The sequence below is a fragment of the Marinifaba aquimaris genome (assembly GCF_013328345.1).
GTDB classification, from domain to species: domain Bacteria; phylum Pseudomonadota; class Gammaproteobacteria; order Enterobacterales; family Alteromonadaceae; genus Marinifaba; species Marinifaba aquimaris.
Genome location: NZ_JABULX010000005.1, coordinates 120,577 through 142,518 on the forward strand (window position 1 = coordinate 120,577; position 21,942 = coordinate 142,518).

The 21,942-nt window shown below is 42.2% G+C and carries 23 protein-coding genes; 12 read left to right on the forward strand and 11 right to left on the reverse strand.

The features are described 5' to 3' along the window. The first annotated feature begins 50 nt into the window (after positions 1 to 50). Positions 51 to 557 carry a GNAT family N-acetyltransferase gene (locus tag HR060_RS05215; protein ID WP_246283086.1) on the forward strand — a complete coding sequence of 169 codons (507 nt, stop codon included), beginning with the start codon at positions 51 to 53 and terminating at the stop codon, positions 555 to 557. A gap of 6 nt (positions 558 to 563) precedes the next feature. On the opposite strand, the gene HR060_RS05220 is transcribed toward HR060_RS05215, so the two are convergent. From HR060_RS05220 to HR060_RS05245, 6 genes are all read right to left on the reverse strand, one after another. Then, the gene (locus HR060_RS05220; protein WP_174199226.1) at positions 564 to 1,256 is read right to left on the reverse strand and encodes a pirin family protein; all 693 of its coding nucleotides are present in this window, start codon (positions 1,254 to 1,256) and stop codon (positions 564 to 566) included. A gap of 212 nt (positions 1,257 to 1,468) precedes the next feature. Next, positions 1,469 to 1,657 (reverse strand): DUF6435 family protein, encoded by a 189-nt coding sequence (locus HR060_RS05225; RefSeq protein WP_174199227.1) that lies wholly within the window; start codon positions 1,655 to 1,657, stop codon positions 1,469 to 1,471. Positions 1,658 to 1,717: 60 nt separating this feature from the next. Continuing rightward, positions 1,718 to 3,337 (reverse strand): cryptochrome/photolyase family protein, encoded by a 1,620-nt coding sequence (locus tag HR060_RS05230; protein ID WP_343044169.1) that lies wholly within the window; start codon positions 3,335 to 3,337, stop codon positions 1,718 to 1,720. A 2-nt stretch (positions 3,338 to 3,339) separates the two neighbouring features. Further along, positions 3,340 to 3,492 (reverse strand): DUF2256 domain-containing protein, encoded by a 153-nt coding sequence (locus tag HR060_RS05235; RefSeq protein WP_174199228.1) that lies wholly within the window; start codon positions 3,490 to 3,492, stop codon positions 3,340 to 3,342. A 63-nt stretch (positions 3,493 to 3,555) separates the two neighbouring features. After that, positions 3,556 to 5,022, reverse strand: a complete 1,467-nt coding sequence (locus HR060_RS05240) for an FAD-binding domain-containing protein (RefSeq protein WP_174199229.1) — start codon at positions 5,020 to 5,022, stop codon at positions 3,556 to 3,558. Positions 5,023 to 5,031: 9 nt separating this feature from the next. Beyond that, the gene (locus tag HR060_RS05245; RefSeq protein WP_174199230.1) at positions 5,032 to 6,402 is read right to left on the reverse strand and encodes a DASH family cryptochrome; all 1,371 of its coding nucleotides are present in this window, start codon (positions 6,400 to 6,402) and stop codon (positions 5,032 to 5,034) included. Between the two features lie 223 nt (positions 6,403 to 6,625). Between HR060_RS05245 and HR060_RS05250 the strand changes: the two genes are divergently transcribed. From HR060_RS05250 to HR060_RS05295, 10 genes are all read left to right on the forward strand, one after another. Next, positions 6,626 to 7,882 (forward strand): MFS transporter, encoded by a 1,257-nt coding sequence (locus tag HR060_RS05250; protein ID WP_174199231.1) that lies wholly within the window; start codon positions 6,626 to 6,628, stop codon positions 7,880 to 7,882. A 24-nt stretch (positions 7,883 to 7,906) separates the two neighbouring features. Further along, positions 7,907 to 8,224, forward strand: coding sequence for an antibiotic biosynthesis monooxygenase family protein (locus HR060_RS05255; RefSeq protein ID WP_174199232.1), 318 nt, complete (start codon positions 7,907 to 7,909; stop codon positions 8,222 to 8,224). A 22-nt stretch (positions 8,225 to 8,246) separates the two neighbouring features. After that, positions 8,247 to 8,885, forward strand: a complete 639-nt coding sequence (locus tag HR060_RS05260) for a glutathione S-transferase family protein (RefSeq protein WP_174199233.1) — start codon at positions 8,247 to 8,249, stop codon at positions 8,883 to 8,885. A 147-nt stretch (positions 8,886 to 9,032) separates the two neighbouring features. Then, the gene (locus HR060_RS05265; protein WP_174199234.1) at positions 9,033 to 10,865 is read left to right on the forward strand and encodes a ChbG/HpnK family deacetylase; all 1,833 of its coding nucleotides are present in this window, start codon (positions 9,033 to 9,035) and stop codon (positions 10,863 to 10,865) included. Between the two features lie 110 nt (positions 10,866 to 10,975). Next, a complete protein-coding gene (locus HR060_RS05270) occupies positions 10,976 to 11,698 on the forward strand; it encodes an alpha/beta fold hydrolase (protein ID WP_174199235.1) in 723 nt (240 codons plus the stop codon). Between the two features lie 144 nt (positions 11,699 to 11,842). Continuing rightward, positions 11,843 to 12,511, forward strand: a complete 669-nt coding sequence (locus tag HR060_RS05275; RefSeq protein ID WP_174199236.1) for a hypothetical protein — start codon at positions 11,843 to 11,845, stop codon at positions 12,509 to 12,511. Positions 12,512 to 12,673: 162 nt separating this feature from the next. Further along, a complete protein-coding gene (locus HR060_RS05280) occupies positions 12,674 to 12,862 on the forward strand; it encodes an AraC family transcriptional regulator (protein ID WP_174199237.1) in 189 nt (62 codons plus the stop codon). Between the two features lie 504 nt (positions 12,863 to 13,366). Then, positions 13,367 to 13,807, forward strand: a complete 441-nt coding sequence (locus HR060_RS05285; RefSeq protein WP_174199324.1) for a GyrI-like domain-containing protein — start codon at positions 13,367 to 13,369, stop codon at positions 13,805 to 13,807. A gap of 73 nt (positions 13,808 to 13,880) precedes the next feature. Further along, on the forward strand, positions 13,881 to 14,417 hold the full coding sequence (locus tag HR060_RS05290) for a DinB family protein (RefSeq protein ID WP_174199238.1): 537 nt from the start codon (positions 13,881 to 13,883) through the stop codon (positions 14,415 to 14,417). A 125-nt stretch (positions 14,418 to 14,542) separates the two neighbouring features. Then, positions 14,543 to 15,877 carry an ABC1 kinase family protein gene (locus HR060_RS05295; protein ID WP_174199239.1) on the forward strand — a complete coding sequence of 445 codons (1,335 nt, stop codon included), beginning with the start codon at positions 14,543 to 14,545 and terminating at the stop codon, positions 15,875 to 15,877. A 20-nt stretch (positions 15,878 to 15,897) separates the two neighbouring features. Here the strand turns inward: HR060_RS05295 and HR060_RS05300 are convergent, their stop codons facing one another. After that, positions 15,898 to 16,341 carry a hypothetical protein gene (locus tag HR060_RS05300; RefSeq protein ID WP_174199240.1) on the reverse strand — a complete coding sequence of 148 codons (444 nt, stop codon included), beginning with the start codon at positions 16,339 to 16,341 and terminating at the stop codon, positions 15,898 to 15,900. Positions 16,342 to 16,492: 151 nt separating this feature from the next. Further along, positions 16,493 to 17,035, reverse strand: coding sequence for a prepilin-type N-terminal cleavage/methylation domain-containing protein (locus HR060_RS05305; RefSeq protein WP_174199241.1), 543 nt, complete (start codon positions 17,033 to 17,035; stop codon positions 16,493 to 16,495). A 220-nt stretch (positions 17,036 to 17,255) separates the two neighbouring features. Here HR060_RS05305 and HR060_RS05310 point away from each other — a divergent pair, with 220 nt between their 5' ends. Continuing rightward, on the forward strand, positions 17,256 to 19,562 hold the full coding sequence (locus HR060_RS05310) for a TonB-dependent receptor domain-containing protein (protein ID WP_174199242.1): 2,307 nt from the start codon (positions 17,256 to 17,258) through the stop codon (positions 19,560 to 19,562). Positions 19,563 to 19,744: 182 nt separating this feature from the next. On the opposite strand, the gene HR060_RS05315 is transcribed toward HR060_RS05310, so the two are convergent. From HR060_RS05315 to HR060_RS05325, 3 genes are all read right to left on the reverse strand, one after another. Continuing rightward, the gene (locus HR060_RS05315; RefSeq protein ID WP_174199243.1) at positions 19,745 to 20,332 is read right to left on the reverse strand and encodes a hypothetical protein; all 588 of its coding nucleotides are present in this window, start codon (positions 20,330 to 20,332) and stop codon (positions 19,745 to 19,747) included. A gap of 14 nt (positions 20,333 to 20,346) precedes the next feature. Continuing rightward, complete coding sequence (locus tag HR060_RS05320; RefSeq protein WP_174199244.1) at positions 20,347 to 20,799, reverse strand: hypothetical protein; 453 nt, start codon at positions 20,797 to 20,799, stop codon at positions 20,347 to 20,349. A gap of 132 nt (positions 20,800 to 20,931) precedes the next feature. Further along, positions 20,932 to 21,846, reverse strand: coding sequence for a LysR family transcriptional regulator (locus HR060_RS05325; protein WP_174199245.1), 915 nt, complete (start codon positions 21,844 to 21,846; stop codon positions 20,932 to 20,934). Positions 21,847 to 21,942 lie beyond the last annotated feature (96 nt).

Here is a 21,942-nt window from a genome sequence, read left to right on the forward strand (position 1 = left end):
TTGCTTTAACTATAGCTAGTCATTAATTCGTTATGAATTTTAGGTGTAGATTGAAAATTGTAGAACTTACCAGTATCCAAGGTGTTGAAGAGCAGCTAGTCCGCTTATTTGTCGGTTGTATTGATGACGGTGCATCTTTGGGCTTTTTGAAACCTGCGGAAGCTGGAGAAATATTGAGTTATTGGCATGGAGTTGAGCAAGATTTAAAAGCTAATCAACGCAGGTTGTTTGTCGCTATGGATCGCGGTGAAATTGTTGGTACTGTACAATTAGCACTGAGTGTAAAAGCGAATGGGGCGCACCGCGGTGAAGTACAAAAGTTAATGGTGGCTAAATCATCACAGGGCCAGGGTTATTCCAAACAGTTAATGATGGCACTTGAAGTACAAGCCAAAGCGTTAGCGCTTTCATTGTTAGTGCTCGACTCACGACTTGGAGATATTGCCAGCTTGTTGTACAAAAAGTTAGGTTTTAGCCAAGCCGGCATTATCCCTGATTACGTTTTAAATTCAGACGGTCTATTAGAAGCGACCGTGGTCTTTTACAAACAAATTTAGTGATGCTTAGTGTTTTGGCAAATCAAACCAAAGTGCTTCAACATCTTCAGTCGCGGTGACATTAATGGTCTCGTCTTTCGCTGCGCTAAAGGCATCTCCTGCTTGAAATAGATGACCATTAATAGTTAATTCACCAGCTATTAGGTGTAGATAAGCTATATCTTTAGAAGTTTGTAACTGCTCACTATCACCTTTTTTTAGGATTAAACGGTCAATACGTGCATCTTGGTTAATAGACAATGCCCCTTCATGGCCGTCGTAATTAACTAATGGCGTTAGCGTGCGTGTTTGAGTTATTTCTCGTTGCTCATAGCTAGGTGTTATTCCGGTAAATTTCGGCTTAATCCAAATTTGTAAAAACTCAGCTTCCTCGGTTGCAGAAGGATTGTACTCTGAATGCAAAATACCACTGCCAGCACTCATGCGCTGCACTTCACCTTGCTTAATTGTTTTCACATTGCCTTCACTGTCTTTGTGTTCGAGTGAACCTCTTAATACATACGAGATAATTTCCATATCTCGGTGACCATGTGTTTCAAAGCCACTATTGGGTGCAACCACATCTTGGTTAATCACTCTGAGTACGGATACACCCATGTGTTTAGGGTCGTAATAATGACCAAAAGAAAAACTGTGTTTGCTTTGCAGCCAATCTAAATTAACTTGGCCTCTTTCTTCACTGCGACGAATATATTGCATTTCAAACTCCTAACAATCTGCTGCTATCGATTAACGTGTTAACAGTTTATGTTCTACTAATAAGAAATAAAATTAGTATTAAACGATGTTTATGTTCGTATAAATAGAAAGGTTTGTTGGGGCAGTAAGGACCAAATAGGAGTTATGATGATGGGGTTTGCCAATTGGCTAATTAGCCAATTGGCGATATCAAGCTAGAGTAGACTTGTGTTTTAGCTCGCGTTTGATGATTGCTGGCTTTCTAGTGACTCAATTTCTTGCCATAGCGTCTCTGCTTCGGCGGTCAATTGTGAGTAAGTTCTAATGTCGCCATTGCGTTGTGCATGCATTGCATCAGTGAGTTTTTTATCGTATTGACGGCGTAATTTAGTAATTGGACGTCTTTTGAAAAACGAAAACATAAATCCTCCTATTTAGCATTCAGTATCATTACGCATGGTTATCGCATTTTGATCATCGAGTTACAACTGATCCAGATTAGCGAGTAACTTTTGCGCGTGCTGCAATACATGTTGTTGTGTCTCTGGAGCTTGTTTGTCCCAATTGCGATAAACCATGCCAATACGCGGGTTCTTGGCCAGTAACTCTCTGTGTTTGATCATAAATTGCCAATACAAACTGTTCAGTGGACAAGCGTTATCGCCTAGTTTTTGTTTGACATCGTACTGACAGCTCGAGCAGTAATCGGTCATTTTATTGGTGTAGTTACCACTAGCGGCATAAGGTTTGGAGCCGACTATACCGCCATCAGCAAATTGACTCATACCTCGGGTATTGGGCATTTCTACCCATTCAATCGCATCGATGTAGATACCTAAGTACCAAGCATCAACTTGATCGGGCTGAATACCTGCTATTAAGCAAAAGTTGCCAGTTACCATCAATCTTTGAATATGATGTGCGTAGGCATAATCGAGTGATTGTTTTATCGCGTGGTGCAAGCAATTCATTTTGGTCTCAGCCGTCCAAAACCAATTGGGCAAGTCGCGTTCAGCTTTGAGGTGATTGTAGTTTTGGTAATGGGGCATGTGGGTCCAATAGACACCGCGAACAAACTCTCGCCAACCAATAATCTGTCTGACGAAACCTTCTACTTGCGCCAAATTGATGCTTGGGTTTTGTTCGTAGTGTTCAATGGCCGTTTTGACAACTTGCAGCGGATGTAAAATTTTGGCGTTCAGAACAAAAGACAAACGTGAGTGATAAAGGCTCCATTGTTTATCGTCTATTGCGTCTTTAGCCTTACATGTCATTGCGTCTTGAAAATGACCAAACAAAGGTAGGCAAACTCGGCAAAAGTGATCGAGTAGGGTTAAGGCTTGCGTGCGATTAATGGGCCAGAGTAATTGGTCGCTTGCCTGTCCAAAACACTGGACTTGGTGTTTTTCCAGTCTTGCTCTGATCTCACTGACATCATTACTAAATACCAAAGCACTAGGTAAATTAGCGATGTCCTGTTTGTTTAGCTTTTTGCGATTGTCAGCGTCGTAATTCCACTTATCACCTTGAGGTTTATCGCCTTGCATCAGTAAGTCATAACGCTTTCGCATTTTGCGATAAAAGGTTTCCATTCGTTGGTTTTTATCGGCACTAAAGTAGTTTTCTAACTCAGTTTGCGCCACTAAAAAGTGTTCTGTTTCATAGATAAAACTGAGAATACCTTGTTGGCTTAATGCCGCTTGAAACTGACTTAATTGATCCGCTAAGCGATACTCATCAGGCTGTTGGTATTCAAACTGTTTACAAGCGTAATGGTTGAGCAAGGCACTGAGTAAATCGGGTAAATTGCCATAGCCACAGCTCTCATCTAACGTCAGGTGCAACACGTCAAACCCCGCCTCTGATAAGGCTTTGGCAAACGCTTGCATCGAAGCGAAAAACGCTAATATTTTTTGTTCGTGGTGTTTTACGTATGTTGTTTCTTGTGGCAACTCAGCAATGAGGTAAAGGCAGTCTGTTTGCTCTGATGAGTTTTTGAACCAAGAGTGGTTAGCATTGAGTTGATCGCCAAGGATTAAGCGAATTTTTGAATAGTTGTTTTTCAGTTCAGTCAACTTAACTGAGGATAATAAAGCAGACACAGTTAACCCTTATTTCTCCGACAACGTTCAGAACAATATTTAACGTCCTGCCATGAGTTTTGCCACTTTTTTCGCCAGTCAAAAGACAAACCACAGCTTTGACAAATTTTGCTTGGTAAGTCGGCTTTTTTTACCGTTTTGCCATTGCGTTTCATACATATTGTTCTCAGGTTTTTTTTACCGATACGTACTGCGATACAGTTTAGATTAGCAGAGGGCTATCTGACGTGGCGGGCAAGGATACGGGCAACCTCTTTTTTAACGGCTGGCTTTTTACGCCATTGCCATAAAATATCTCGTGCTTGTTTTCCCGATTGTTGAATATCGATAATCGGCTCTGGGTAGTCTTCTCCAAGTCGTACTTGATATAAGGCTTGCTCCATTGGCGTTAGCAACCAAGGTGTGTGGATTAATTCGTTTGGTACTTGTGCTAGCTGTGGCAAGTACTGTCGAATGAAAATACCATCAGCATCTTTTTCTTGAGACTGTTTAACAGGGTTGTAAATACGCAGCGTATTGATACCTGTTACACCCGCTTGCATCTGAAATTGCGGGTAGTGGATACCTGGCTCAAAATCGAGAAAGAGCTTAGCGAGATAAGGTGCACCTAAACGCCAGTCTATTTGCAGGTGATGGCACAAAAAGCTGACCAACATGGCACGCATTCTAAAGTTGATGTAGCCGGTTTCAATTAACGCCAACATGCATGCATCGACTAACGGGTAACCCGTTTTACCTTGCTGCCAAGCTAGTAGCCTTTGTTCTGCTTCATCGCCCGAAAGATAGCTAAATTTGTCGTAACCTGAATTGATTGGCCGAAACTCCATCGAGGCCTCACTTTCAAACTTTTGCATAAAGTGGCAATGCCAATGCAAACGAGAGGAAAGGGCGGATAGCGAACGGCGCCAACCCGGTGTTTTCCAATGTGCCAGTATACTCTGGTAGGCCTGTCTTAAGCTGATATTGCCCCATGCGAGGTAAGGCGATAGCCGAGAGCAGGCATTGCGGCTTTTATCTGGGCTCGATATCGAATAGGCGTAATCTTTACCCCTTTGTTGATAAAAACTGTTCAGTACTTCATTGGCCTGACTTTCACCACCAAGCTGGAATTCACTTACACTTTCCTGCCAGTCTTCTGGTGCTGAAAATAATGGCAATGCCGCTAATTGTTCTGTGCTCAGTTGCAGCCAAGGAATGCGGGTTGTGTCAATGGGTTCAATCGTTTGACGCATATATTTATGCCAAGCTTTATCCCAATTAGCCCTTGATTTTAGCCCTCTTAGTACGGCACCTGTTTGAAATTCAAACCAATTTTTATCAGTTTGCTGGCACCACTTTTTTATTGCTCTATCGCGAGCAAATGTCACCTCTAAACCTATTTCTTGGTAGCTCCAAATTGTGTTAATTGCGTAAAGTTGATTGAGCTGTTTTAGGCAATCAAGTGCATCACCCGTTAGCACATAAAGTGCGGCGGTTGGTAGCCGTCGGGCAAGATCGACTAACGACTGATAAACAAATCGCCAATGGCGAATGTCGTAATGGGGATCATCGAGTAATTGGGGTTCAACTATGTACAGCAGTAAAACGGGTAAGTCAGACTGTTGGGCACACGCTAGCGGCTGATGATCAGACAGCCTGAGATCGCGCTTTAACCAGACAATATTGATCGCTTGTTTATTTGGCAAAACGTGACTCTAGTTGACCTGACAAGGTGATTTAAAACATTGTGCTGGTTCTGCAATTGGCCAGTCATCAATATCGACTGAATCTAGGTTTGGGTCGGTAACTTGACCGCGCCATCGCTCAATATAGCGATGATCAGGGTCAAATTGCTCCGTTTGTTTGTTCAAGTTGAACCAACGGCCACCCCGCGGATCGGCTCCTACACCAGCAATGTATTGCCAGTTGCCCCAGTTACTTGCGACATCGTGATCAATTAACTGTTGTTGAAAATACGCTGCCCCATAGCGCCAATCGCCTTGCATTTCATTAATCCAACAGCTCGCTGCAATTTGTCTCGCGCGATTAGAAATAAAGCCTGTTTCATTGAGTTGATGCATAATGGCATTGACCAGCGGGTAAGGCGTGTTACCCGCACACCATTTAGCAAAGCGTTCACCATTAAAGCTCGTCAATGGCTTGTTGTCGGACAGCCCAGAAAATTTGAATACTTGGTTTTGATGAGCGGCTGTGTACCAATGAAAGTATTCTCGCCACAGCAGCTCGAATTTAATCCAATACGTAGAGTCGTTGGCTTCTACTTGGCTTTCGTACTTTGCCAATAGATGCCAAATTTGCCTGACTGATACACAACCAAGTGCCAGCCAAGGGCTAAATTTGGTTGATGATGACCAGTCATCAAGTGCGTTGCGCGTTTCCTTGTAACTTGAAGGCGCACGTGTTGAGAAGTAATGATTAAGGTGTTTTAAACCTGCCGAGCAACCGCCTTCAAAAGGCAGTGAATCAGTATTTGGGGTGATGCCAAAACCCGTCAGATCAGGAATGGGTGTTCTCAAGCTAATGCTCTGAGGGAGGCTGACAATCTTCTGGCTTTGGCTAATGTTGAGCGGTACCTTTTCTACTTTTCTGCGAAAAGCACTAAAACTGGCAGGCAAGCTTTGAAGCTCAAATGGCAGTTGGTGAGATTGAAACAAGGTATGTTGCCAAACTAAGTCCACCGAAATGAGTTGTTCTCTGAGCTTATAAGCTAAAGATTGTTCAAAATGATGCTCATAGACACCAGAGTTTCGACTCATGGCTACATAATCGATTTGGTGCTCGTCGATGTAGCGATTAATGATGTTAAGCGGGTCGCCAGTCAGCACTTTTAAATCTTGCCCAAATAGGGCTAATTGCTCGTCTAGTTGATGTAGTGATTCGAGCAAAAACTGGCTTGGCACGTGTCCTTTTTGTTGGCAGGTGTAGCGATTGGGTTTGTAGTCATTTGGGTTGATGATGTACAAGCAATCGAGTCGGGCGACTTTGCTCGCAATCAATGCCAGTGCTTGATTATCTTGCACTCTCAAATCGTTGGAAAATAAAAATAAACCGCGTGCATGTGCCATTGTATTGCTCCTAAAAGATCCAACAGATTTATACGAAGTAAACAGCCAAAGTGATCGCCGTAATCTGTAATCTAAACTTGACTGTTTTTGCAGGCTTTTAATGGTCACTTATCGCTTATTACTAGGCAGAGTTATGACTATTTGCTATAAAGGCCACATTGGTGCAAAGCCTTGTTATTTCTTCTTTTTTTACCTTAATTATCCCTTTTAAAAGGATTTTTTCATGGAAAGCGATATTTCTTTCGCTCGCGTGAAGCAGTTCCCGTTGTTAATGTGGATCCTGCTATTTGGCTCATTTATTACCCGGGGCAGTTACTACATGGTCTGGCCGTTTTTGGCGGTCATCTTATATGAGAAATTTGCCCTCTCTGCTACTCATATAGGTTTCATTTTATCAGCTGCCGCCATTGTTTCTGTCATCATCAGTTTTGTTGGTAGTGCGCTATCTGACAAGCTAGGTCGAAGGCCTATGATGTACGCTACAGGTATCCTCTATATAGTGGCTTTTAGCTTGTTAGCCGAAGCTGAAACCGTTTGGGGATTTAGCATAGTGATTACCTTGTGTTCTATTGCTACTTCACTTTGGCGACCGCTGACATCGGCATTAATTGGTGACATTTTACCGCAGGCTCAAAGCCGTGAATTGGCGATGCAGGCCATGTATTTTGCCGTTAATGTAGGTTGTGCCATTGGCCCTATGGCGGGTGTTTGGCTGGGGTTAACTGGAGAGCAATCAAGCTTTTACATCACTACAGTTGCGTTCGCTGTATTGTTAGTCATGTTGTTTATTGGCTTTGTTAAACACGACAAAACCCAAACAGAGCAAACCCAATTTGATCCAGAATCGACGTCAGCTGCCTCGAGTGAGGTAGGTTTGAAGCAAACTATCAGTGTATTGGCGCAAGACAAGCTATTACAGGTGCTGATCTTGGCTAACGTACTTTGTTTATTTATTTACGGACAAATGGATAGTTCGTTGGTGCAATACCTAACCCGTGAACAAGTACCTCATTTGTTGGAACTTATATCGTCGATGATTTTGACCAATGCACTCATCATCATTAGTTTTCAATTTTTATTACTTAAGTTGATGGCCAACCGGCCAATAGAAGTGCGTATTCGCATTGGTTTGGTATTACTCGGTTTATCCCAGTTGGGTTTTGCATTTAATCCACTTGATTGGTTCTGGGGCTTTATTGCCATCGTCATTGTGATGAGTTTAGCCGAAGCCATTACCTTTCCAACGATGAATGTGCACATCGATCGCATTGCGCCAAAACACCTAAGGGGAGCTTATTTTGGTGCGGCGACTTTTTATGATTTTGGATTTGCCCTAGCACCGATTGGCGGTGGTTTGATATTGGATTATTTCTCAGGCACTGGCTTGTTTATTGGTTGTGCCGTGTTAAGCCTGTTGGTGCTGTACTTGTATTCTTTGGTGGATAGCTTATCTCGACCTGAATTAGCTAAATCACAATAACTTTAATGATGTCGCGGAGTGACTATGTCGTTAATAGCAAAAACCCCAGAACCGCCTTACTACGCGGTTATTTTCAGTAACCACAGAACCGAAGTCGCAGACGGCTACGCAGAAACTGCAGAGCGCATGGTTGAGCTAGCAAGCCAGCAACCAGGCTTTTTGGGTATCGAGTCGGTACGGGAGGACTTAGGTATTACGGTTTCATACTGGCAAGATTTAGCATCTATCAAACAATGGAAGGCCAATGCTGAGCACTTAGAAGCGCAGAAGTACGGCCACCAAAAATGGTACAGCGCCTTTAAAACGCGCATTGCCAAAGTAGAAAGAGATTACGGTATTTAATTGATTAAAGGAAAATAACATCATGTATCAACTTTACTACTATCCAAATAATGCGAGTTTATCCCCGCATCTAGTATTACAAGAAATTGGTGTGCCATTTGACTTATTGTTGGTCGATAGGCAATCCAATGCGCAAAAATCGGCTGAGTATCTTAAGCTCAATCCAGCAGGGCGCATCCCAACATTAATCGATGATGGTCAGGCCATTTTTGAAAGTCCTGCAATTTGTATGCATCTAGCGGATAAACATTTAGATGCTGGTTTGGCGCCAGCATTGGGTTCTACTGAGCGTGCACTTTATTATCAGTGGATGACGTATTTGACCAATACAGTACAAGCTGAATTGATGATTTACTATTACACGAGTCGACATGTGCCGTTAGATACCGACTTTGGAAAGGTAAAGCAAATTCACGAACAACGCATTGGTGAGATGCTAGCGTTATTAGATCGCGAATTAGCCACACGCCCATATATCGCAGGTGAGCAATTAACGGCCTGTGATTACTTCTTATTTATGTTGGCGATTTGGTCAGATGAATTTGCTAAGCCGCCACTGAGCTATGAGCACTTAGGCGCTTATCTTCGCAAACTTGCTAAGCGCGATGCGGTTATCGCAGTATGTGAAAAAGAAGAGATTAGTTTAGCGCTCTATCAGTAGTTCGCGTATTGCGATATTGATTGCTGTTAAAATTTATTAAATATAATTAAACCTATTCAAATTCAAGGCCTTGCGCTTGATTTTGAATAGGTGCTTTTTTAATTATCTGTACTGTGTAATTCATTCAATTATGTAGTTAAGGTAATTATGTTGAAACTCAATTCCGTCCTAAAACACTGGTTCATTGGCTTGAGCCTTATATTATTTACGAGCTTTGTCTCGGCTAAACAGCTCAATGGCTGGGATGTACTCGTTGTTGCGCCTCACCCAGATGATGAAACCTTAGGCACTGCTGGAACTATCATGCAGGCGCTAAAAGCTGGAAAAAAGGTCGGGGTTGTGGTGTTAACTAACGGTGATGTTTACCCTTTAGCTGCCTCAAAAGTCAGTGGTATCGCAAAAAGCGATTTAAAACCTGACCATTTTGTCAAACTCGGTAGTGAACGCCAGCAATATGTCGCGCAAGCACTGAAAAAAATTGATTTTCCATTATCAGAGTTACACTTTTTAGCTTACCCAGATGGCGGTTTGTTAGCCATGTATCAAGCTGATAATGCGAGGCCTTATACCAGTGAACAAACACAGCAAAGTACCACTTACCAAGCGTATTATTTAGATTATCGCACTAAAGTATCTGGCCGCTCAGCGCCTTACACTAAAGCGGCACTGTTACAAGATTTAACCGATATTATTGCAAGTAAAAAGCCTTCAAGTATTTATGTGACGAGCCAACAAGATGGCCATCCCGATCATCAAGCTGCTTATTTATTTACCGCACAAGCGGCAAAAGCAGCGGGTTATCAGGGCGTATTAAACACGTATTTAGTGCATGCAAAAGATCCCGACGCCACTTGGCCTTATCCGCTTAAACCTGATTTCAAAGGGCTGTTTGTTCAACAAAAAAATGCTAATGGTACTGTGCCAGCGAATTTAATATGGCCACCACAAAAACGCACACCGTTGACTGAGCAACAAGCCATACAAAAACAACAGATGATTGAGAGCTTTAATGTAGAAATGCAAACAGCAGCTGAGTATATGCTGTCATTTGTTAAGGGTGAGGAAGTTTTTTGGCCCGAGTCTGTAAAGGCTGACAAAAAGCCTGAACTATTAATTAGGGTTGATGATGTTGGTATGTCACACGCTGTTAATTTAGGTGTGGCTGATTTTATTAAGACAGGGATTCCGTTTTCAGCCTCAGCTATGGTTCCAACACCTTGGTTTAGTGAAGCGGTAGAGATTCTTTCTGGGCACCAACACGTGGCTGTTGGTTTGCACTTAACTTTGACTTCGGAGTTTAAGCAATACAAATGGGGGCCAACAGCTGGGGCTGATAATGTGCCTAGCATAGTCAATAAAAGAGGGGAGTTTTACCCGTCAGTTCGCGAGTTTTTGCAAAGTGATTACTTGCTGTCAGATATCGAAATAGAGCTCAGAGCACAGGTTAAAAAAGCCATCGAAATGGGGTTAGAGATAAGCTATGTCGATCATCATATGGGGATCGCTCGTGCCACGCCTGAAATTGCTCAAGTCGTCGAAAAAGTCGCTGCAGATTATGGCTTAGCCGTCTCTCGCTATTATCGAGAAGCGCCGATTAATTTGTTCCACTACTCGGTTGCAGATAAACCACCAGCGTTTTTTAAAGAGATTGCCTACTTACCGACTGATCGTCTGAACATGTTTGTAATGCACCCAGCCCGAGATAACCCTGAGTTGGCAGTACTGACTGATATGAACAGTACCGCTATGTTAGACCCGTTGACGGGGCTATCGACCATGTCTAAACACAGACAAGCTGAGTTAGATGCTTTGCTGAGTCCTGAGTTTTTAGCGATGTCGAACAATATAAAATTTGTCACTTATCTCGATTTGGTTAAGCAAAAGGGACTGGCCTCACAGCAAAGAGGAGGCATTTTGTATACCTCGAAACAAGATTCGATAAACGCCGCGAAAAAGATGCCGAAAGTACTTGCTCGCTAAATCTTGAAATTCAAAGCCGCTCAATTGCCTAAAGCTTGGGGTGAGTGGCTTTTTGAATTGCCCTTGGTGTCGTTAAGCTAGATTTTTAGTTGTATTTCAAAGGTAAAGCGATGTTGGCAATGGAGTGCTTAAAGGCTGGGAGTGGTGATTTAACGCTGGTGTTTATCAATGGTTTTCGGATGCCATTTTCAAGTTGGGATAAGGTTTATCCGGTATTGAGTCAGCATCATAGCGTGTTTTTATACAACCGCTATGGCATAGGCGAATCAACCCAAGCCAAAACACCACAGACTGCTGACAGTGTAGTAACGGATTTACACAACTTACTGGCATGGCATCAAGTACAAACCCCAGTGGTACTGGTTGGGCATTCGTTAGGTGGCTTGTTTGCCAACTTATACGCTAGGCGCTACCCAGAGCAAGTTGCGGCTGCGGTGATGATTGATGCATCGCAGCCCGATGAGATTATCGCTCAGCAAGCATTTGAGCCTCCTAAGCTGCTCAATGCGCTAAATAAAACTGTGCGTAAAGTGGAAACTTGGTTTGATCCTTTTCGCTATTCAGAAGACGACCATATAGAGCTCAGTGTTGAACAAATTCGACAAGCCGGTGAATTTCCTGATATTCCGCTCACCGTAATATCAGGAACGAAGAAGATGCCTTTTGTTCCGCAAACGGCTTTTGATTTACACCTGAGCTACCAACAAGCGTTATTAAAACTAAGTGCTAACTCAAGGCAAATTATGGCTGTGAAAAGTGGCCATTTTCCACAGTTGAGTGAGCCTGATTTGGTGATTGAACAGATACTAAATACGTGTCAATCAGTGAGTTAATGATAAGGACATTGGTTCTTTATCGCAGCCAATTGTGCATCTGGCATCAGGTGCGACCAGTGGTTACAAAAGGATACATTAGTACTTAGAAAATGTTTTTTAATAGCGGCAATTAAACACTGATTTCAATCAAAGGATGTAAAAATGAAAATTAGCAAAGCTTCGAAGTTACTTGGCCTGTTTATGTTTACCAGTTTAGTTACCGCTTGTGGCGGTGGCTCTCACGATATTGATAACCCGGTTAGTTATGATGCAAAAATGACATTTGTGAATGCAACCGATGACATGACAGATTTTTATGTAAAAAAGACCAATAGCAGAAGCCGTTCAGACTCTGTTTACGAGGGTAAATACCGCAAAGGTAATGATGTGGCTATGAATGATGTGGGTGGTACATACAATCACAAATACGATATTGCCAAAGTGCGTGTAGTTGTGGCGATCAGCGACAGTAATTCAAATACTGATCAAGTACAGGTTAACAAACGCGTTGATGACGGTGACAAATGGTGGGTTATTGCTTGGCAAGATGGCATTGATAAAGCATTAACAATTGCAGGTCGCAAGAGCAATAATCGCGCTGATGAAATCAATGTTCGTATCCTAGCCGATGATAATTACGACATCGTCGTTGAAGGCGATAGCTCATCATCAACTCAAGCCGGTCAAGTTACAGGGTTCTTTTCGGTAGAAAGCTGTAGTACTGGTTTAGAAGTTGGTGGCAACACTATAGACCTGTGTGATGCTAACTATGGTCAGTCATACCTGTTAGTTGTCGATGCCGATGGTAAGCGATTAATGGTTAGAGAATAACCCTGTTGAATTAAAGCTTGCGATTTCGCCCTTTCATTAAGATGATAGGGCGTGTTAATCGCAAGCTAGCAAGTCAATGGATATCAATCAAAGCAGTCTCGCCTATTATCAACAGCGCATCAACAAGGCGTTAGATTACATCGAAAAACACCCTAACCATCATTGTCACTTGATGAAATCGCTGAGCAAAGTCACTTCTCTACCTATCATTTTCATCGTATTTTTCATGCTTTAGTGGGTGAGAGTGTCAACGATTATGTGTTTCGCAAACGGATGGAATTAGCGGCCAATCGCATCGCCTGTAAAAGCGAGTGGAGCATTACCGAAATTGCTCATATGGGCGGTTTCTAATCCAGTGCTAATTTTGCTAAAGCCTTTAAAAGTTACTTTGGCATTAGCCCGAGTCAGCTGAGAAAACCAAAAGAGCAAGCAGTTAGCAAGATTGGAAAACTCTATCACAAGTATGGAAAAGCATTTGATGCCGCTGCGCTTTATTCTCAATTTGTCACTGAGCGAACAGTGATTAATCAAAACAAATTAGAGGATTTTAAGGGGGGTAATCCCCTTTAATTTTGCGGAATGTTGAGAGATAAAATATTACTAATCGAGGCACAAATAGTGTGGTTTAGTCATCTAAAAAAGCTGTTTGCAACAAAGAGTAGTGATATTTTAGCCTCAACCCCATGGGCTGGGGCTATTTATTCCCTCTACTGCGTTATCAGACTATTCAAATAGGAATGCTATTCTCAAGTCTTCTGCCTTGTTGAGCGAAATAAATAGCCTCCAGCATTTCAAAAATTAAAAGGGAAATACACCCCATTGCAAGTAAGCATAGTTGAGCGCTAAGAAACCCCCATTGCTTATCTAACGGCGCCGAAAGGATATGATGTACCAGCCATTTTCCAAACTTGGGACAAACTACTTAATTGGGCCAAAGACAAAGGAATTTTTGATAACAACCGTTATGCGATTTGTCACGATAATCCATCGGTTACACCAATAGAAAAGTGCTGCTATCAAGCGGCAATTGAGCTGAATTCAGATACCCAAGTTTATAGCCTTTTGATACCAAAGCGTTTTCCTGCTGGCCAATATGCAAAAGCGTATTTTGAAGGTTTGGGGGATGAGGTCAGCCAGTTTTATATGGAGTTGTATTCAACTTGGTTACCTCAAAGTGGTTACGAACCTGACAATCACCCGCCGATTGGACACTACCTCAATGACTCTCGAGCAGAAGGTGAAAACGGTATAGTGAAGATGGACCTTTACATTAAAGTAAAGCCATTAGCGCTATAGATTTGTAGCTATTACAGCCGCGGTCATATTGATGTTGGCCGCTTATTTTAAACAAGGATACAAGCAGTCAATAATGGATTACCTGAACCATTTTCATCTGTTAGCTGACTATAACGGTCGGCTTAACCAACAAATTTATCAAGCGTGCCAATCACTATCGAATAATGAGTTAAATCGAGATCGCGGGGCGTTCTTTTCATCCATTTTAGCCACGCTTAATCATATCTTAGTCGGTGATTTAATTTGGCTAAATCGCTTCTCGACACACAGTAAAAACTATACTGCATTAGCTGATTTAGCCGATATTGGTCGTCCGCAATCATTAGACCAAGTGTTATTTACTGAGCTAACGACCTACTGGCAAGCAAGATCGAGCTTAGATAATAAAATTAGCACTTGGGTAAAGCAGCAATTATCCGAGCAAGACCTGACGCGTGGGCTGAGTTATTGCAACATGGCTGGGCAGCGTAGTTGTCAGAATTTTGCTGAACTGGTGAGTCATTTCTTTAATCATCAAACTCACCACAGAGGGCAAGTATCTACCTTGTTATCACAACAAGGTATCGATATTGGGGTAACCGACTTTTTGTTCGATATACCCAAGCTGTGATAGGGAATGCGTTTCATTTAGCCATGCGATAGGGTGAGTGGCTGACAAAAAAGGTTGAGCTAATTGGGCAATGTCTGCGTAGATACTACCCTATACAGACATTTTAGTTCGATTTTGTAGGTGATATGAAAGGTAAAAAAGTACCCACTTCCAAGTTAGCCCGTTTTGGTAAATTAGGTGGCTTAGCAGCACAAGTCGCGGGCAATGTATTGGTGGGTGGCGCCAAACAACTTTCAAAAGGTCGTTCACCTAAATTATCTGAATTGGTATTACAGCCAAAGAACATTGAGAATTTGGCAGATAAGTTAGCACAACTTCGCGGTGCTGCGATGAAAGTGGGCCAGCTGTTATCTATGGATGCAGGTGATCTATTACCTGAAGAACTCAGTCAGCTGCTGAGCAAATTGCGATCTGACGCGCACCCTATGCCGCACAAACAGCTTATCCAAGTATTGAATGAGAACTGGGGCCATGATTGGCTCGATCAGTTTAGTCACTTCGAACTTAGGCCGTTTGCCTCTGCTTCTATTGGTCAGGTCCACCTTGCTTATACCGAACGCGGCGCCAAACTGGCGGTTAAAGTACAGTATCCCGGTGTGCGTGAATCCATTGATGCCGATGTTGATAACGTTGCTAAATTACTCAAGTTATCGGGCTTAGTGCCAGAGCAAATTGAGTTAGATACCTTGCTTGAAGAAGCCAAAAAACAGCTGAAAGTGGAAGCTGATTATCAGCAAGAAGCGGCTTTTGTTCGTCGTTATTTTTCTGCGCTTAATCAAAACTCGCACTTTGTTATTCCTGAAGTGTTGTTGGGTAAAAGTACTGAAAACATCTTAATGATGTCTTACCTTGACGGGCAAGTGATTGATAAAGCGGTAGGTCAGCCACAAGTACAAAGGGATCACATTGCGACTCAGTTAATTAAACTGTTTTTTGCCGAGCTCTTTGACTTTAAATTGATGCAAACCGATCCCAATTTTGCCAATTACTTGTATCAAGCCAATACCCGTCAGATTGTGTTGCTTGATTTTGGCGCAACACGAGAAATTCCTGATGCCATCAGCGCTGGATACTTGGCGCTTATTCACGCAGCCAGTGTTGGTGATGAAGAGGCAATGAAAGCAGCTGCAGGTCAAATAGGCTTTTTTAAACAAGATATCGAAGCCGACTATTTACAGCAAATTTTAGCTATTTTCCAATTAGCCACAGAGCCTTTACGTACCGAAGGCGAATACGATTTTGCCGCAACAGATTTAGCCTATCGTATTAAACAAGCCGGGATGGCAATTAACCGCAGACAAGACCAGTGGCACACCCCACCTGTTGATGCTATTTTCATTCACCGCAAGTTAGCCGGACTCTACTTATTAGCGGCAAAATTAAAAGCAAAAGTTGATGTCAAAGGGTTGTTTGCGCCTTACTGCGCAAAGTTAGAGAAGTCGGCAGAAATAACCAATTAATGGCTATTTCAGCCTGATGATTACTTACTTAATAACTCATTGACCTTCGCTTGGTCTGCGTAGTTAGCGTAATTTGTTAACGCTTTCATCGTTGCTGGATTTGTCATTAACTCTTGCATTGCCACTTGGCCAACTAATTCAAATGCTTTTTGAATCGCTAAAGGGTCAACTTTATTGGCGGCTACTAACTCTTTTGGACAATTAACAGTGAGTAATTTAGTGATCAGCTCACCTACATACTTATCACTTGTATCTACATCGTTAGGTGTTGCCTTTAAATACTGATTAATTTCAGGGTGTGAACCAATAGCGAAATAAATCCACTTAGCGAGTTGCTTTCTTTCCTTGCCATTTAATGAATCGACTAAACATGTGCCGAGTTGCTCGGTTGGTGTTGCAGCAGTAGCAACTGACGTAGAAAGTAAGCCAATTGCCAGGACCATCATTTTTGCAAAATGATTCATATTAATACTCCATCTTGTTGTCGTTGTTATTATTTTAAGGACTGAATCTAACCAAGGTAAATTAATCAGAATTACTTAATTATTATAAGGTTAGGTAGTTTCAATTAGAGTTTAATGGTTGTGAGTAGCATTTACGAGTGATAAATGTCACTTAACACTGATCGGTTTGAATTGTTAATAACGGTGCAGCTGGTGTCACTGTGACTGGGTTTTCGTAACGAATTTGGCAGCGAAAATTCCCCCCTTTTTGGCTGTAGTCTTCAGTGAAAAAGATATAAATCTGATTATTACTGGTTGATTTATCGGTGAAGAATTTAGCGGAACTGCGATTGCGCCTTGCTGTATTGCGATCGACGGCGTCTATATCTAACCAAGCGAGCACTTGGTTGTTGATATCGACAAAAGTATCACGGCCATTAACGGCAGGGTAGCCATTGTATAATGTGATGGTTTCGCCGTTTATTTCTATGCTGCCTGAACCGGTATTTTGACCATTAATTTGCGCTTTCGCATAAATTAACGTCAAACCGCTTTTCATCGATGCTGCCACAGCTTCTAAGCTGGTTACTTTGGCGTCATCCGCAATATCAACAAACTTGGGCGCAGTGGTCACCGCGACAATGCCAATGATGACAATGACGCTAACTAGTTCAATCAGGGTGAACCCTTGTGTTGTCGAATGCGTATTTTTCATAGAGTGATCAGAAGGCTAACTGACTGTTCAGTATTACCTAGCTCTTAATTTATTTTTGCTCTGCTTTTAAAGCTAGAGCAGTAACGAGATAAGTCAATTGACTTAATTTAAATTAACCTACTGATAGCACTACTTTTATCTGGTTTTTTATTGTTGTTTTTTCAGGCAAACTCAGCTCAAAATGCTAATCTTAAGTGAAAGTGACAGGGAGTGTTCGTCAGTGCCAAGTAATCAAAGGTTTTGCTTAATATCGAGCTTGTTGGGGCTGTGTTTACAGCTGCCTATCAGTACGGCTTTTGCTGACGATGATGACTTGTTTGATTTGCCGCTTGAGCAATTGATGAAAATTGAGGTAACGACACGCAAGCGAGCTGAGTCGATTGAACAATTACCTGCCGCCTTTTCTACCTATCAAAAAGATCAGTTTGATATCCTCCCTGCAAATCGTTTTGAAACCAGCATTTACCGTATTCCAGGTCTAGTAGCTAATGCGGATAACCCGATTGAACCCAATTTATTTATGCGCGGTGCGGGCAGTGATATCGAAAGTGCTTCGGCTAATTCTTCAGTGGGGATCTTTCTCGATGGTATTTACTTACCAAGAGCGACTGGTTATCAACTGAGCTTACACGATATTCAGCAAATAGAGGTACTCAAAGGTCCTCAGGGTGTTCTGTACGGAAAAAATGTCAGTGGTGGCATTATTAACTTTGTCAGTAACAAAGCCGAGCAAGCTAACTATGGCACCGCTGATTTAGTATTGGGCGAAGATGATAAGATTCAGTTTAATGCGGTACTTAACCAGGCTGTAAATGACGATGTAGCCGTCAGACTGGCGGTAAATCACGACCAGCAGTCAGGCTATGCATTTAATGAGTTTACCCAGTCTGAGATGGATGATGATGCGCATTGGAGTGTGCAATCAAAACTCAATTGGCAGCTAACAACAGACTCAACACTCGATTTAACTTGGTTAGTGCAAAGTGATCAAAGTAATGGACCTTGGGTTGATATCGCTATTCCCTCTGAGCAAAACCAAGCATTGAAAAATAACAGTATTCGCCGTGGCAAAAATAATCTAGACGGTGAAATTGATACTGAGCTGCAAGCTGTGGTTGCTAAATATCAACACGTTTTTAACGAGATGACCTTGAGCTCCAACACCGCTTGGGTCAATGGTGATTTTAGTTACAGTAATAATGATGCTGGTAGCTTTATCGACTTTGGTGCTTTACCCATGACCCCAAGTGGTTTGGTCGATTTTTCTGACCCCAGTTACGATCCCAGCTACCTTAACGATGACTTTTACATCAATAATAAATCCGAAGAGGTAAGTAGTTGGTCACAAGAAGTTTTACTCGCTATCGACGGACAATTTGACTGGTTACTTGGCGGTTATTTTTTATCTGAAAAAGTCACCAGGTTGGAAAACCCTGAATATTTCTTTTCCAATTTTTACAGCCAAGGCAGTGAAATCAGTGATAGCCGCTCAGATAATCAGACATTAGGGCTGTTTGTCGATATTGCTTATCCTTTACGCGATGATCTCATTTTGCACACGGCGCTACGTTACACTCGAGATGAAAAAGACTTTAGCCTATCTCGCGCAGTAAACAATGACCCGCTTGGTCAGCCATTGGTTGATGACATGGGTCAACAAACGACTCGTTTTGATATTACAGACGATGAAACTTGGGCTGCGTGGACGCCGTCAGCCTCACTAAGTTGGCAATACAATGAACAGTTAAATGTTTATCTGAGCTATAGTCGCGGCTTTCGCAGTGGCGGTTGGAATGGTGAGGGTACAACATCGCCCCAACAAGCAACGCTGACGTATGATGAAGAATTTGCCGACAGTTACGAATTGGGCTTTAGGCACGAATCAGCAGATAGCAAAGCCTTTACTCAGTTGAACTTCTTCTGGACCGAGTACGATGATTTACAGACTCAGCAATTAGTACAAGTCTCAGGAAGTGACACGCCAGATAACCTTATTGCTAATGCCAGTAGCGCAAGCGTTGCAGGTGTAGAGTTTGAAACCGCCATTGAATTTGACAGCGCATCCACATTGATTTTGCGTTACGCCTATATGGATAGCGAAATTAATTCCAACCTGTGGCAAACCGACAGTCAATACGACCCGAGTTGTGATTGTTCGATTAACTATGTCACTAACTTATCAGGTAACCAGCTGCGTCGAACGCCTGAGCATAGCGCCAGTGTCGATCTCAATATTCGACTAATGGACTCAACACAAGGCTCGCTGAACTGGTTAAGCCATTATGCTTATACGGGCAAGTATTACTTAGATAACGATAATAACCACCGCACTCAAGTGGATGCATTTGAACTGCTCGATATGCGCTTGCGCTATCAACCACAGCAAGGCGACTGGTATGTACAGCTGTGGTTAAAAAATGCGTTGGATGAAGATATTGCCATAGGTGTGACCGATGTCTTAGACAGTGTACTCGTCACGTATGCCGCGCCTAGAACAATGGGTATTGGCTTAGGTTACACTTGGTAATGAGCAAAAAATAAAAAGGCTAAAACCATCCATTGATTTAGCCTTTGCACAGGGAGAAAAACCCAAGTTACATAATCAACACGCTTTCTATTGGAAGTGTCTTAACGACATAGATCATTACGCGTGGGTCACTGATAATCGATCAACTTAATGTTAAAAAAATGTAAATTATTTTTAATGCTTCAGTCAGGTCGATAAGGTTCTTCTCTTGGCAAGTAACTGACCAAGAGCTTGAAATAGAGTAGGGGCAAAAACCACTCCATGCCGGGTGGAATAGATAAGGCATAAAAGCTCAATACCAAAGCGAAAATATACATCATCTGAGCTACCGGCCGTTGCAAATACACAGGCACACTTAAGATACACAAAGCAGCGATCATCAAGAATAAAGCGGATGCTGCGAACCACAGCCAATTCATCGATACAAACAACCAAGCGACGATCAATAAGTGAATAATATGTGTGGCGACAAACTTTATGTGGCTTGCTTTTGTTTGCTCTGCTCTGTGATACCAACGCTTAGCACTGGAGGTTGCATTCGTTAGAATACCGCCCACCATATCACCAGCAAATAATCCGCAAACGAGGTACTGCCAGCCAGACCAATTTAGTTCATAGAAATAAGCGTAACTGGGGGCTAGCACCATGACTAAAACAGGCAAGACATATTGAATGATTTGCTCTGCTTTGGTGGCACCTGGACCAATGAATTTATCAAAGCTGCCATTTAGGCCTGTCCTTGGTGCGGGATAGTTCCAATCTATTTTCATTGACTGCCTTTAATTTAATGACTGGACAAGACGATGTAACACAACAGCATGCCTAAAAAGGTCAGGCCATGAGGCAGGACAACATGAGGCCAAAACATAATGCGATAAAACCGCGAGCGCGGTTGGTTGTTATAGGATTGATTCCAGGTGTGACACATTTGAAAGACAGTAATATCGGGTAGCTCCCCTGCCATATACTCTTCAATTTGCTTAATGCGACGATAGTTAGCGTATTGAAAGTTTTTCCAATAAGTATCGATATACCAAAACAACAAGCTGGCTAATGATGCAAATAACAGTAATTCGTAATGTTTAGTAAAAGCACCTGCACCACCTAACGTACCGGCTAGTGTCACGTTCCACGCTTTTATTGTCAGTGATTTAGCATCAAATGACTCGACCACTTGGTTTAGGTGAAAGTACTCTTTTTCGAGTAAATTGAGTTGTTGCTCGGCAGTTAAATCCATTGTGCATCCTTGTCTTTTTCTTCGCTTAGCTAAGACGGTTTTGACCTTATATTAAGTGTTTACTTTAACTAAGATTAATAGCCCTGTCTTAGCTTATTGGAGAAAAATAACAAATCAATTTCAGTGACTTAACTAGTTAACTAATGGTTGCTGTACGTTGATCTCAGGGCTGTATTTCTTAGCGATCCAATCGGCAAAAAAATCGATACACAGGTTCAGCTTTTGCGGCAAATGGTGCCTTGCAGGATAAAGCGCATAGAGTTTTAGCTCGGGTGTATCGCTATTCGGCAAAAGTTCAACTAACCTGCCATTGGCCAATTGATGGCGGCAGCTAAAATCAGGCATCATGGCGACACCTAAGCTGTCTTCGACAAACTGCCTAATAAATATGATGTTGTTGGCTTTAAGGTTGCCTTCAACACTGATGCCTTGGTCGATTGGCCAAGCACTCTTACCTAAGCGATAACTGTAAATAAGGCAGTTGTGATGGTTTAAGTCATCAATCGACTTTATTTTGGGGTTGTTGGCAACATAGTCAGGACTAGCGCAAAGTCTATACTTAAAGGTATGCAAGTGCTTACCTATATAATCTGACATAATAGGTTGGCTCGAAACCCTGAAACCTAAATCAAAACCTTGCTCAACTAAATCTAATCGTTCATCACCTAAGTGAATATCGAGTTCTACACCCGGGTAAGCACGGCTAAAGTCACTAAATAACTGGTTTAAGTCGGTTAGCCCTAATGACATAGGGATATTGATTTTCAAGTTGCCGCTGATTTCACCTTGGTTTTGCTTTAGCGTTTGTTCAACTTGTTCTATTTGTCTGAGGGTTGAGTAACAAAGCTTGAGGTAATCACGACCAGCGTCGGTCATGTGGATATGGCGAGTTGAGCGCTGTAATAAGCGAATACCAAGATGGTCTTCTAATTGTTTAATCGCTTTACTGACGGCTGATTTACTGGTTTCAAACTGCTCGGCAACTGCGGTAAAACTACCTACTTCTGCCAACTCAGTAAAATAAGTCATGGCTTTGAGTTTATCCATATTGTTTCCATTTTCGCTACATACCATTTCCTTTCAGGTTATATATCAAGCTATCGAGTTTGCCTACACTGCTTTCGTCGGTCGAGATGAAGACCA